The 12,504-nt window shown below is 68.8% G+C and carries 14 protein-coding genes; 2 read left to right on the top strand and 12 right to left on the bottom strand.

Features of this window, described 5'->3' with window-relative positions; genetic code table 11:
- Positions 1 to 41: 41 nt before the first annotated feature.
- From B7R22_RS00695 to hemB, 3 genes are read right to left on the bottom strand one after another with little or no spacing between them, the layout of a single operon-like run.
- On the bottom strand, positions 42 to 428 hold the full coding sequence (locus tag B7R22_RS00695; protein ID WP_116409911.1) for a hypothetical protein: 387 nt from the start codon (positions 426 to 428) through the stop codon (positions 42 to 44).
- Between the two features lie 4 nt (positions 429 to 432).
- Positions 433 to 1,764, bottom strand: a complete 1,332-nt coding sequence (gene hemL / locus B7R22_RS00690) for a glutamate-1-semialdehyde 2,1-aminomutase (protein WP_116409910.1) — start codon at positions 1,762 to 1,764, stop codon at positions 433 to 435.
- Positions 1,765 to 1,798: 34 nt separating this feature from the next.
- Entirely contained in the window at positions 1,799 to 2,800 is a 1,002-nt protein-coding gene (hemB, locus tag B7R22_RS00685) for a porphobilinogen synthase (RefSeq protein WP_116409909.1), read from the bottom strand.
- On the opposite strand from hemB, the gene B7R22_RS18985 reads away from it, so the two are divergent.
- Positions 2,799 to 2,939: a hypothetical protein gene (locus tag B7R22_RS18985; protein WP_172582125.1), complete on the top strand. Its 141-nt coding sequence runs from the start codon at positions 2,799 to 2,801 to the stop codon at positions 2,937 to 2,939. The two genes, hemB and B7R22_RS18985, sit on opposite strands and share 2 nt — an antisense overlap.
- A gap of 123 nt (positions 2,940 to 3,062) precedes the next feature.
- Here the strand turns inward: B7R22_RS18985 and B7R22_RS00680 are convergent, their stop codons facing one another.
- The 9 genes from B7R22_RS00680 to hemE all read right to left on the bottom strand — a co-directional run bounded on the left by B7R22_RS00680 (position 3,063) and on the right by hemE (position 10,973).
- On the bottom strand, positions 3,063 to 3,845 hold the full coding sequence (locus B7R22_RS00680) for a uroporphyrinogen-III synthase (protein ID WP_116409908.1): 783 nt from the start codon (positions 3,843 to 3,845) through the stop codon (positions 3,063 to 3,065).
- Positions 3,842 to 4,789: a hydroxymethylbilane synthase gene (gene hemC / locus B7R22_RS00675; protein WP_116409907.1), complete on the bottom strand. Its 948-nt coding sequence runs from the start codon at positions 4,787 to 4,789 to the stop codon at positions 3,842 to 3,844. The genes B7R22_RS00680 and hemC overlap by 4 nt, the downstream gene beginning before the upstream one ends.
- Positions 4,786 to 5,949 carry a ferrochelatase gene (locus tag B7R22_RS00670; protein ID WP_116409922.1) on the bottom strand — a complete coding sequence of 388 codons (1,164 nt, stop codon included), beginning with the start codon at positions 5,947 to 5,949 and terminating at the stop codon, positions 4,786 to 4,788. Before B7R22_RS00670 ends, hemC begins: the two co-directional genes overlap by 4 nt.
- A 95-nt stretch (positions 5,950 to 6,044) precedes the next feature.
- A complete protein-coding gene (hemQ, locus tag B7R22_RS00665) occupies positions 6,045 to 6,773 on the bottom strand; it encodes a hydrogen peroxide-dependent heme synthase (RefSeq protein WP_116409906.1) in 729 nt (242 codons plus the stop codon).
- Between the two features lie 111 nt (positions 6,774 to 6,884).
- Positions 6,885 to 7,244 carry a DUF3618 domain-containing protein gene (locus tag B7R22_RS00660; RefSeq protein ID WP_116409905.1) on the bottom strand — a complete coding sequence of 120 codons (360 nt, stop codon included), beginning with the start codon at positions 7,242 to 7,244 and terminating at the stop codon, positions 6,885 to 6,887.
- Positions 7,237 to 7,671, bottom strand: coding sequence for a phage holin family protein (locus B7R22_RS00655; protein ID WP_116409904.1), 435 nt, complete (start codon positions 7,669 to 7,671; stop codon positions 7,237 to 7,239). The genes B7R22_RS00660 and B7R22_RS00655 overlap by 8 nt, the downstream gene beginning before the upstream one ends.
- A gap of 12 nt (positions 7,672 to 7,683) precedes the next feature.
- Positions 7,684 to 8,043: a YtxH domain-containing protein gene (locus B7R22_RS19630; protein ID WP_253258796.1), complete on the bottom strand. Its 360-nt coding sequence runs from the start codon at positions 8,041 to 8,043 to the stop codon at positions 7,684 to 7,686.
- A gap of 45 nt (positions 8,044 to 8,088) precedes the next feature.
- Complete coding sequence (locus tag B7R22_RS00645) at positions 8,089 to 9,816, bottom strand: protoporphyrinogen/coproporphyrinogen oxidase (RefSeq protein WP_172582128.1); 1,728 nt, start codon at positions 9,814 to 9,816, stop codon at positions 8,089 to 8,091.
- 5 nt (positions 9,817 to 9,821) lie between these two features.
- On the bottom strand, positions 9,822 to 10,973 hold the full coding sequence (gene hemE / locus B7R22_RS00640; RefSeq protein WP_437184121.1) for a uroporphyrinogen decarboxylase: 1,152 nt from the start codon (positions 10,971 to 10,973) through the stop codon (positions 9,822 to 9,824).
- Positions 10,974 to 11,142: 169 nt separating this feature from the next.
- Here hemE and B7R22_RS00635 point away from each other — a divergent pair, with 169 nt between their 5' ends.
- A complete protein-coding gene (locus tag B7R22_RS00635; RefSeq protein WP_116409902.1) occupies positions 11,143 to 12,501 on the top strand; it encodes a glutamyl-tRNA reductase in 1,359 nt (452 codons plus the stop codon).
- Positions 12,502 to 12,504: the final 3 nt, after the last annotated feature.

Raw genomic sequence — 12,504 nt, 5'->3', positions numbered from 1 at the left:
GACGACAGACGTCGACCCCAGCCGGAATGCGGGTCGGATTCCTAGTTCGCGGCGATCTCGGTCACCGCGGCGGCCTCGGCCGGTGGCAGCCTGAGCGCCCGGAGCAGCGTGAGCGAGTGCCGCGTCGTCACGATGACACGCGAGAACTCGGCCCCGTCGATGTCGATGACGACCGACGTGCGGGTGCCCTTGATCAGCAGGAAGTCCTTGCCGTCGTGGAACTTCCACGACCCGACAGCGAGAGTCAGTGGCACTGCGGTGCCCGGGGCACGGATGCCGCGAACCCAGATCCACGGATCCTCGGTCAGAACGGCCGAACGGATGCTGTCGAGTGGCACCTCGATGTCGCTCCGCCGAAGCGACATCAGCTTTTCGGCTCGCGTCAACCGGATCTCGAGCCGATCGGGATGCACGAACAGAACTGCCATGCGCCTAGTCTGCCGGGGAAACCTCGGCGGCGGAACGTGCCGCGCCCGGGAGTGCCGAGACGATGCGGTCGATTGCGTTCTCATCGAGCGCTGCCGAGACGAACCACGCTTCGAACACCGAGGGCGGCAGGGAGATCCCCGCGTCGAGCATGGCGTGGAAGAACGGCGCGTATCGGAACGATTCCTGAGCCTGCACTTCCGCATATGTTCGCGGCCCGCCGCTGGCGAAGTCGCCGAAGGCGAAGCTGAACAGGTTGCCCGCGCGTTGCACCGAGTGGGCGACACCCTCTGCCGCGAGCGCATCCGACACGGCGTTCGAGAGCACGCCTGCGATGGAGTCGAGCGCCCGGTAGACCTCTGCATCGGCAAGCCGCAGGGTGGCGAGGCCCGCTGCGACGGCCACCGGATTGCCGGAGAGCGTGCCCGCCTGGTAGACCGGGCCGAGGGGGGCGAGGTGGTCCATCACGTCGGCTCGTCCGCCGAGTGCGGCGAGAGGCATGCCCCCGCCGACGACCTTGCCGAAGGTGAGGAGGTCGGGCTGGTAGGGCAGGGCGGCGACTTCCAGCCCCCACCATCCGGCGGGACCCACGCGGAAACCGGTGAGCACCTCATCGACGATGAGGAGGGCGCCGTTCTCATGCACGATGTCGGCGAGTGCGGCGTTGAAGCCGGGATCGGGGGCGACGACACCCATGTTCGCGGCGGCGGCCTCGGTGATGACGGCGGCGATGCGACCCTCGTGGGCAGCGAAGACCTCCCGCACCGCGTCGAGGTCGTTGTAGGGCAGTACCAGGGTCTGGACAGCGTTCGCGGCCGTCACTCCGGCCGATGCGGGCAGCGCGAGGGTTGCGAGCCCCGAACCGGCCTCGGCGAGGAGCGAGTCGGAGTGACCGTGGTAGTGGCCGGCGAACTTGACGAGCAGGTCGCGGCCGGTGAACCCGCGCGCCAGGCGGATGGCCGTCATCGTGGCCTCTGTTCCCGTCGACACCAGCCTCACCTTCTCGACCGGCGACAGGCTCGCAGCAGAGACCCGCGCCCTGATGGCCTCCGCGAGCTCGGTCTCACCCGGGGTCGATGCCCCGAACGAGAGGCCCCTGGCCGCGGCATCCTGAACCGCCTGCACGACCTCGGGATGGGCGTGGCCGAGGATGGCCGGACCCCAGGAGTTGACGAGGTCGACATATTCCACCCCGTCGGCATCCGTGACGTGCGGGCCTTTGGCCGAGACGAGGAACCGAGGGGTTCCGCCGACCGAACCGAAGGCGCGCACCGGCGAGTTGACCCCGCCCGGGATGGAAACGCTCGCACGGGCGAAGAGAACGTCGGATTCAGACACGAGATGGCCTTTCAAAAGCTGTGGAGGTATATGTTCACTGCTCGCGCAGGATGCGGGCGATCTCGGGCGCGAAGTAGCTCAGCACAGCGTCTGCTCCGGCCCGGCGGATGCCTGTCACCGACTCGAAGACGGCCCGTTCACGGTCGATCCAGCCGTTGGCGGCAGCGGCTTCGATCATCGCGTACTCCCCTGACACCTGATAGGCCCAGACCGGCACGGGTGACACAGCCGCTACATCGGCGAGCACGTCGAGGTAGCTCATCGCAGGTTTGACCATCACGATGTCGGCACCCTGCTCGAGGTCGAGAAGCGTCTCCCGCATGCCCTCACGACGGTTCGCCGGATCCTGCTGGTAGGTCTTGCGGTCACCCTTCAGCGTCGAACCGACCGCCTCGCGGAACGGTCCGTAGAACGCCGACGCGTACTTTGCCGAGTAGGCCAGGATCGCGGTGTCCTGGAAGCCCCGCGCATCGAGTTCGTCACGCACAGCGGCAACCTGGCCATCCATCATGCCCGACAGCCCGACCAGCTCAGAGCCGCTCTCGGCCTGGGCGACCGCCATGTCGCGGTAGCGCAGCAGGGTCGCGTCGTTGTCCACCCGCCCCTCCGAATCGAGCACACCACAGTGACCGTGGTCGGTGAACTCGTCGAGGCAGAGGTCGGTCTGCACCACGAGAGCGTCGCCGACCTCCGCGGCCACGACCCGCGTGGCCAGGTTCAGGATGCCGTCGGGGTCTGTCGCCCCCGACCCGATCGCGTCTTTTGTGTCGGGTACACCGAAGAGCATCACCCCGCCGAGCCCCAGGTCGGCCGCTTCGTTGACGACGGCACGCACGCTCTCGGTGGTGTGCTGCGTGATGCCCGGCATCGAGCTGATGGGCAGGGTCTCGGTTCCCTCCCGCACGAACAGGGGCAGGATCAGGTCTGCGGGGTGCAGCCGCGTCTCGGAGACGAGGCGGCGCATCGCTGGCGTTGCGCGGAGACGGCGCGGTCGAACAGTCAGATCGGCAGGCGCGCCGTTCCTGTGGGAAGTCATGCATCAACCCTACGCTCCGCGGCTGGGCGGGCGCCGTCCGCGCGGTGGCGTGAAGGACATCGGGTCGGGGTTCATCCTCGAATTCCGTGACCCCGGCATCATCGCGCTGGAACTCCAGGCGCCGAAGCCCACCGCCTGACGCTGAACCAGCCGGCGGGAGCGCGCCGGAACCGACACGGATTCGGGAATCCTCCGCATTATCTGCCGAGGATGTCCGCATCCGTGTCCGAGGTGCTCGGAGTCAGGCGGCCCGTGCCGAGCGTCAGTGCAGCGCGCCTGCGGCCTCGATCAGGGTCTCGATGAGCGACTCCGCCGATCGTTCCGCGGCGACAAGGTCGACACGGAGGCCGTAGCTGCGGGCATCCTGCGCCGTGACCGGGCCGATGCAGGCGACGATGGTGGTCTCCGGAATCGGCCCCAGCTGCAGCTGCACCTGCTCGGCGACACTCCCCGACGTGACGAGGATCGCCCGGATGAACCCAGCGATCACCTCTTCACGGATGTTCGGGTCGACCGGCACGCCGATGGTCCGGTAGGCGACAACCGACTCCACGGAGTGCCCGCGTTGGGCGAGCCCCAGGCTCAGCACCGGCTTGGCGATCTCGCTCCGGAGGGTGAGGATGCGAAGCGAAGCGCCCGCCTCCTCGAACTGTTTCATCTCGCTGAGCAGCCCTTTTGCCGAGTTGTCTTCGAGCGGCACCAGGTCGACCCGGTAGCCGGCCGACATCAGCGCACTGGCCGTCGTCTCGCCGACGGCCGCGATGCGCGTCGACGTCGGCACGAGTGCCTGGTGGGCGGAGAGCACGTCAACGGTCGTCGCACTGGTCACCGTGAGCCAGTCGAAGGCGCCCGACGCGAGACGCTGCAGCGCGCTCTCGAGCGCGGCACTGTCTTCGGTGGGTGCGAAGTTGATGAGCGGGGCGACGATCGGCGTTGCACCGACCGCCCTCAGGTCTGACGCGACGCCATGACCCCAGGGGCCTCCGCGGGGTACGAGGATGCGCCAGCCCGCAAGAGGTTTCGGTGAAGCGGTGTGCGAGGTCATCGGATGCCCGCCCCGAGTTCTGCGAGTTCGCCCGCGCCATCCGACAGGAGTTGCGCGGCGATCGCGGAGCCGAGAGCAATCGCAGCGGCCTCCGCGGCCGCGAGGTCGCCGGGAGATTCCAGCGTCACCGACCGGGTGCTGCCGAGCTCAGCCGATCCGTCGGCACTGTACACGACGGCACTCAGCGTGAGCGTGTCACCGACGAAGGTCGACGATGCGCCGATGGGCGCACTGCAGCCCGCCTCGAGCGCGGCGAGCACCGCCCGTTCAGCTCCGATGCCGATGCGGGTGCCGTCGTGCTGGATCTCGATCAGTTCGGGAATGCTGTCCTCCTCGCGCGCTTCGATCGCCAGCGCCCCCTGGCCGGGCGCAGTCGGCCAGACAGAGAGATCAAAGAATTCGGAGACAGCGTCGAGTCTCCCCAGACGAGTGAGACCGGCGGCAGCAAGCACCACAGCGTCCAATTCCCCGCTCGACACCTTTGCCAGCCTGGTGTCGACATTACCTCTAATGTCGATCACGCGGAGATCCGGTCTCAGACTGAGCAGCTGCGCAACCCGCCGGGGGGACCCCGTGCCGATGCGAGAACCCTGGGGAAGGTCATCCAGAGTCAACCCGTCGCGAGAGCACAGGGCGTCGCGGGGATCCTCACGAAGGGGCACCGCACCGAGCACCAGCCCCGGGTAGGCAGCAGTCGGCAGGTCTTTCAGCGAGTGCACGACCAGGTCGCAGCCGCCTTCGTCTAGCGATGCCCGGAGCGCACTTGCAAAGACGCCGGTGCCGCCGATGCTCGCAAGCGACGCCCGGGAGGTGTCGCCCTCGGTCGTCACCACCGTGATGGTGACCTCGACGCCGGTCAACCGGGTCAGTTCGGCTGCGATCATCCCGGTCTGGGCCAGGGCGAGCGCGCTGCCGCGAGTGGCGATTCTGAGCTTTCGGGTCATGGGGCCAAACCGGCGAGGGCGGGTTGGAAGCCGAGCCGGACGTTCTCGCAACATCCCGAGCGGCAGACGTCGTACCAGGGCCCGAGGGGTGTGACGGAAGGTCGGTCGGCGGTCGGCACACCGTTCACTCGCTCGAGAACGAGGTCGATGAGGCCGCTGACGTACTGCTGGTGTACTCCCGGCGTCGGCACGCGAACACTGTACAACGCATTCTCGTTCGCTGTGTCGGTGGCCTCCTTGTCGAGGTCCCACTTCACTTCCATGTGGTCGCTCACGAAACCGAGCGGCACGATCACCACGGCACGGATGCCGCGGGCCGGCAGCTCGCCGATCGCGTCGTTGATGTCGGGGTCGAGCCACGGCTGGGTGGGCGGGCCGCTGCGGCTCTGGAACACGAGCTGCCAGTTGGGAATGGATGACCGGCCGACGCCGACCGCCTCCATGACGACTTCGGCCACCGCCAGGTGCTGGGCCTGGTAGGCGCCCCCCGGGCCGAAACCGCGTTCGGGCGGGCCGGAGCGGTCCGCATCCGTCGACGGGATCGAGTGCGTCGAGAACAGCACTTCGACCTCGGAGCCCAGGTCGATACCGGGCAGGGCCGCCTCGATCTCGTCATAGGCAGCGGAGACGCCGTCGATGAACGGGGCGACGAAGCCGGGGTGGTCGAAGAACTGGCGGATCTTGTCGATCTGCAGAGTGCCCTCGAGCCCGGTCTCGGTCAGGGCCTTGGCGTAGTCCTCGCGGTACTGGCGGCAGCTGGAATACGAGCTGTAGGCGCTGGTGCCGATCGCGATGAGCTTCGTGAATCCGCGCTCGTTCGCCTCGCGGAGGGCCTCGGGCAGGTAGGGCGCCCAGTTGCGGTTGCCCCAGAGCACGGGCAGATCGATGCCGCGGCGTGCGAGTTCGGCCTCGAGTGCCGCCTTCAGCTCGCGGTTCTGCTCGTTGATCGGGCTGATTCCGCCGAATGCCCGGTAGTGATGGGCGACCTCCTCGAGGCGTTCGTCGGGGATGCCGCGCCCGCGCGTGACGTTCCGGAGAAAGGGGATGACGTCGTCCTGGCCCTCTGGCCCGCCGAATGAGGCGAGCAGGATGGCGTCATACGCCACGGCCTCCTCGATGTGTTCGGCTCCGGATGCCGCGGCGGAGGTCGCCGCGCGCACGATGACACCCTCGGGGAAGGCGTTCGGCTCCGCCGCGGGGGCGGTGTCGGTGGCCGAGCCGACCGGTTCGGGACGGTCGGCGGCTGCTTCATCACTCACTGGAGTACCTCCACGATCTCGGCGGTGCCGATACGGCGCCCCGTGTAGAACGGAACCTCTTCGCGGACGTGCCGGCGGGCTTCCGTCTGCCTGAGGTCTCTCATCATGTCGACCAGGTTCAGCAGGTCGTCGTCTTCGAGCGCGAGGATCCACTCGTAGTCGCCGAGCGCGAAGCTCGCGACGGTGTTGGCCAGCGTCGTTCGGAACGCCGCGCCCTTCATGCCGTGGTCGCGGAGCATGGCGCTCCGCTCCTCCTCGGGCAGCAGGTACCACTCGTACGAACGCACGAACGGGTACACCGTCACCCAGCCCTGCGGCGGCTTTCCCAGCATGAACGACGGCATGTGGCGCTTGTTGAACTCCGCGTCGCGGTGCACGCCAAGGGCGTTCCACACCGGGAGGAGGCTCTTCAAAAGCGTCGTGCGGCGGAGCTGACGAAGGGCCCACTGCAGGGTCTCGGGCGTCTCGCCGTGGATCCAGACCATGAGGTCGGCGTCGGCGCGGAGCCCCGAGACGTCGTAGAAGCCGCGCACGGTGACGTCTTCGCCCTCGACGCTCAGCACGGCGTCATCCAGTTCACTGACAACGGAAGGAACGTCGTAGCCGTCGATCTCGAAGGGGGCGGCGGGGTTTCGACGGAACACCGCCCAGAGCGTGTACGCGGTGACGAGTTCGCCCATCGGCTCGGATGTCGAAGCGATGGTCGTGGGGGCTGGGTCTGTCATTGTCTACTCTCTGAAGCGGTCGCCCCCCGCGCCCGGTCGTGTGGGAACCCCCCGCTGTGGCGATGTGGTCTGGCGCTCTGCTGGTGTTGCCCGGCGCTGTGGTGGTGTGGGTCAGCGCCGCGTGGCCGAGCGCACGCCGAGGAAGATGCCGGTGCCGAGGAGCGCCGCGACACCCGCGATGCCGGCGACCAGGGCCGCCGGGTTCTCCTCACGGAGGGTCTCGAACTTCGCCTTGAGCTGCGCCGTCTCGTACTTGGCGCGCTTCGGGATGTTCAGTTTGAACTCGATCGCGTCCAGGGTCTGCGCGAGGTTGTCGCGGTTCTTGGCGACGTCGCTCTTGATCTGCTCGTGCGAACGGGTGTCTTCGGGCTTGTCCGGCTTCGGCGGCTGGTTCTTCTTCAGGCTCGCTGCTGCGGACTTGGACGCCGCGCCCGTTCGGGCACCCGCACTCAGTCCCTTCTTGTCACTCATGGGTCTCACCCAGTCCCTTCACGGCGTTGACGTCTTTCTTGAGGCTGGTGATCGAATCCTCGGGAACCGGCGGCACACCCTTCTTGATCTGGGCGATGCCGACCAGGATCAGGATGATCGCGACCACGAGCAGCGCACCGGCCACGATGAGCGCCGACAGCCAGGCCGGCAGGGCGGTCGCGATACCGAGCACCGCGGCCGCGACGAGCACCGCGAAGACGAAGAACAGCAGGAAGAGCGCCGCTGCGATGAGACCGGCACCGATACCGAGCTTCGAGACACGGCTGACGACCTCGGACTTCAGCAGCGTGAGCTCGTCTTTGACGAGCGCGATGAGAAGACCCGGGAGCGCCGTCACCAGTTCGGCGAGCGACTGCCTCGTCTTCGGGTTGCGAGGGTTCGTGTAGGTCGCGTCAGGATCAGCCACAGTGTTCTCCGACTACTCGACGAAACCGGTCAGCGGAGGAACGACAGTACCCGATCCGGTGCCCGTTCCCGAAGCGCCCGAACGGGCACCGGGGGTGGTTCGGGCGGAGTTCTTCTGCGCACTTGCGCCGGACTTGTCGAGACGCAGGACCGCACCGAGACCCTTGCGCACGCCGTCGGCGATCTTGCCCGAAGCGGCGTCCAGTCGCTGGTTCGCGAAGCCCTGCACCTGGCTGACGCCTGCCTGCACCGGCTGCGACTGCCAGACTTTGTCTGCGCCGGCCTTGATCTGCTCGTACCGCTGGCGGCCTGCCCGGGAACCCAGTACATAGCCTGCACCGATGCCGACCACGAAAAGCAGCTTTCCGCGCATGATTACTCCGATCAGTCGTGAATTGCCTGTTGGTAAATCGTAGCCCTATGAACTGAGGAGACTTGCAGCAAGCTCGGAGGCCTTGACCTTCGCTCCGTCGATGACGTAGGCGAGGCCCGTGCCCGAAATCCAGGCTCCGACGACCTCGAGCCCCGGATGCTCGTGCACGGCTTCGACCAGCGCATCGACTCGCGCGCGGTGCCCGCCCGTCGCAAAGGCGAGCGAGTCGCGCCATTCGACGAGGGCGAAGCCGCGAACCTGGCTGTCGGCGAGCGGCAGGCCGAGGAGCGCGGAGGCGTCGCGGAGCGCGTCGGAACGGGTGACGACGGGGGCTTGGGTCTGGGTTCGGAATTCGGATGTCGCGGGGTCAGCTGCTGCAGGGTCGGCTGTCTCGGGGTCGAATGTCGCCGGGTCGGCTGTCTCGGGGTCGGCTGTCTCGGGGTCCGCGACCGTGGGGGCGCCTCGCCCATAGGAGAGGCGCACGACGTGCCGGCCCTCGCCGGCGGCGGCCGCGAGCCACCCCCACTTCGCGGTCGCGTGCGTCAGCGCCTTCGCGCCGACGCTCGTGACATCCTCGGCCACGAGCACACCGGTGCCGCGTGGTGCCTCGTCGAGTTCGGGGGCGTCGAGCACGAGGGTCGCGAGGGTGACGGCCGACGAACCGGGCCACTCCCGGGCCGAGGTCTGCTCGCGCAGCCCGTCGATCCCGTGGAGGAGCGTGAGCGCCGCCCGGAAACCGGCCGCGACGACCACCCCGTTCGACCCCAGCACCGAGCCGTCGTCGAGCACGGTCATCCATTCGGCCGGCTTCTCGTCCGCGCTCGCCGCGCCCCGATCGGCAATCGAGAGGACGCCATCTGCGGTTGTAGCGTCGCTTTCCCGCACTTCGGGTCCTCTCGACGGGTCGGCTGCAGCGTCAGCGGGTGCGGCCTCAGCGGTCGGCGCCGGGGCGGCGGCCGCATGCGACATATCGACGCGTCGCACCTCCCGCACCCCGACCCCGAGACGCAGGTCGACGCCGAACCGCTCGCAGTCGTCGACGAGCGCCTCGACCAGGCGGAACATGCCCCCGTCGATTCCGCCGACGGCCGACCCCGACCTAGCACCGGGCCCGCCGACGACATCGGGGCGGCCCCCCGTGGCAGGCCTGCCGCGGCGGGCGATCAGCGACATCACCGCACCCGACAGCGAGCCCTGCACACCCATCGCGGCAAGGAGCCCCGGCGCCACCGCCTCCACGTCGACGAGGTCGGGATGGGCGGAATGCACTCCTGAGACGATGGGCGCGACCAGCCTGTCGAGCACCTTCTGGCCCATCCGCCTCCGCACGAGGTCGCCAAGCGACGTCGACTTGCCGACGCGCACGAGCGGGATGTAGCGGTCGAGCTGGGCGCGAAGCACCCCCGACCAGCCGATGATGCGACGCACGTCATCCGCGAGGGGAACGCCCGGGATGCCCAGCACCGTGTTCCTCGGGAGGGGAGCCGCGTCGCCCTCGAGCTGCACCCAGGCGCCTTTCGGGTTCGGCACCACGATCTGGCCGCCGAGCCCGAGTTCGGCCAGGTACGCCGCCACGGTGCCGCCCCGCGTGGCGAAGCTCTCGGCTCCCGCGTCGAGCCGGACACCCGCCACCTCGTGGGTCGCGACACAGCCACCGGGCGTCGCGGAGGACTCCAGAACGGTAACACGGAACCCTTTTCGGGCGAGTGTGCGCGCTGCGACGAGGCCGGCGACTCCCGCACCGACGATGACCACGCTCTGGCCGACGGGCACGGCGCTCAGGAGGTTTTGGTCTCGGCGGCCACGGCATCCCCCGCGACCTCGTGCACGAACGACACCACACGCGTGATGACGGTCGGATCCGTGTCGGGCGGAACCCCGTGGCCGAGGTTCAGCACGTGCGACGGCGCAGCCCGTCCCCGGTCGAGCACGTCGAGCACGTGCGCCTCGAGCACCGGCCAGGGAGCTGCGAGGAACGCCGGGTCGATGTTGCCCTGCAGCGGCACGGTTCCGCCGAGCCGGCGCGAGGCCTCATCGAGCGGGATCCGGTAGTCGACGCCCATGACGTCGGCACCGACGTCATGCATCGCACCGAGCAGCTCGCCGGTTCCGACGCCGAAGTGCACGATCGGAACGGTGCGGGTCCGAGCATCCGGAGCCGTGTACTGGAGGCCGTGCACCCGCGAGAGCGCGAGGGCCGAGGCGGGGGCGACCTTGGCGGTGTAGTCGGCGAGCGAGAGGGCGCCGGCCCAGGAGTCGAAGAGCTGGGCCGCACTGGCGCCGGCCATGAGCTGGGCGCGGAGGAAGGCGCCGGTGATGGTGGCCGTCCAGCGCATGAGGCCCTGCCAGGTCTCCGGGTCGGAGTGCATCATCGTGCGGGCGGCGATGTGGTCCTTCGACGGGCCGCCCTCGACGAGGTAGGCAGCGAGTGTGAACGGGGCGCCGGCGAATCCGAGGAGGGGGGTGTCCCCGAGCGCGGCGACGGTGAGTGCCACCGCCTCAGAGATCGGTGCCAGAGCTGCTTCGTCGAGGTCGGGGAGGGCCGCGACATCCGCTGCCGTGCGCACCGGGTGCGGCAGAACCGGGCCCTTGCCGGCGACGATCGACACGTCGACGCCCGCCAGCTTGATGGGCACGACGATGTCACTGAAGAAGATGCCGGCGTCGACTCCGTGGCGGCGCACGGGCTGCAGGGTGATCTCGCTCGCCATTGCCGGGTCGAGGCAGGCGTCGAGCATGTCCGTGCCGACCCTCAGCGCCCGGTATTCGGGAAGGGATCGGCCCGCCTGCCGCATCATCCAGATCGGGGTGACCGCGCCGCGGGTGCCCTGGTAGGTGGTGACGAGGGGGCTGGTGGATGTTCGGCCGCTCTGCAGCGGATGGTCGGCCGGCAGCACCTGCACATCGGCCTCAATCGTGGGAAGACTCACGTACGCCAGTGTCTCAGGGTTTGCTCCTGTTTTCCCCAATGGGCCTTTTGACGGAGTTCTGCACAGCTTTTCGGTGGGGCAGGTGTTCGGTGCCTTGCGCCGTGCTTCACCCAGGTGTGAGTTCTACAAGACGTCGTAGTTCGCCGGCAATCTCGATTACGATGGTTTGGTGCTCATCTGCCTGACTGCGAGTCATCGGAATGCGAGCTTCACCCTCCTGGAGAAGCTCTCCATCGGCGCACCGTCCGTGGCCCCCTCGCTGGTCGATGACAGCAACTTCATCCAGGGCGCCGTCGTTCTCGCGACGTGCAATCGCTTCGAGGCCTACCTCGACGTCGATGAGCCGCTGACCGCCGGGAGCGCACTCGCCGCACGTGAGGTGATCGAGGCCGTGAGCCGCGCATCCGACGTCGACCCTGCCGATGTGTTCGAGGCCGTGAGCGTGCTGTCGGGCGATGCCGTGGCCGAGCACCTCTTCTCGGTGTCGAGCGGCCTCGAGTCGGTCGTCGTCGGCGAAGACGAGATCGCCGGCCAGGTCAAGCGCGCCCTCCAGACCGCGCGGGTGGAGGGCACCACATCCTCGGCGCTCGAGAGACTGTTCCAGCGGGCATCTCACACCTCGCGCGACGTCAAGACGAAGACCGGGGTCGGCGGTGCCGGTCGATCGCTGGTGCGTCTCGCGCTCGACCTCGCCGAGAGCCGCGTCACGGACTGGTCGGGAACACGCATCCTGCTGGTCGGAACCGGCAAGTACGCCCGCGTCAGCCTCCTCGCCCTGCAGGAGCGCGGCGCAACCGAATTCTCCGTCTACTCCCCTTCGGGCCGAATCGCGCCGTTCGCCGCGCGCCACGGCATCCCCCAGATCTGGGCCGACGACCTTGTTGCTGCGATCGCCGCCTCCGACGTGATCGTCACCGCGAGCCAGTCGCCGGTGGCCGTGCTCACAGCCACCCACTTCGCTGACGCCCAGGCCGCTCCGGATGCCCTCGAGCGCCGCCTCGTCATCGATCTCGGACTGCCCCGCAACGTCGATCCTGCCGTCTCGTCGGTCGCCGGCGTCGAACTGCTCGACCTCGAGACCATCAGCCTGCACGCACCCATCGACGAGTTCGCGTCGACCACGAGTGCCCGCGCGATGGTGGACGAGGCTGCGGCGGAATACAGCGCAGCCCGCGTCGAGGCGGAGGTCACCCCCGCCGTCGTCGCGCTCCGCTCCCACTTCTTCGACGTGCTCGACGCCGAGATCGGCCGCGCCAAGGGTCGGGGTGACAGTTCGCCCGAGACCGAGGCGGCCCTCCGCCACCTCGTCGGCGTGCTGCTGCACACCCCCTCGGTGCGCGCCCGCGAGCTCGCCCGTGCAGGAGAGGGTGAGTCGTTTGTCGCCGCTCTGCAGTCGCTGTTCGGCGTGAAGCCGGCCCCGGCTGTCGCGCCGATCGCGCACCTCGGTGCCGCCGCGCGTCCCGCCGTCGGCGGCCCCTCCGCCGGTGCCGCCGCGAGCCGCGCCGCGGACTCCTCCGCCGCGTCCTGACGT

The organism is Subtercola boreus (genome assembly GCF_003399635.1).
GTDB classification, from domain to species: domain Bacteria; phylum Actinomycetota; class Actinomycetes; order Actinomycetales; family Microbacteriaceae; genus Subtercola; species Subtercola boreus_B.
Note: the sequence above shows the minus strand (reverse complement) of the source record. Positions and strands in the feature narration are given on the sequence as shown.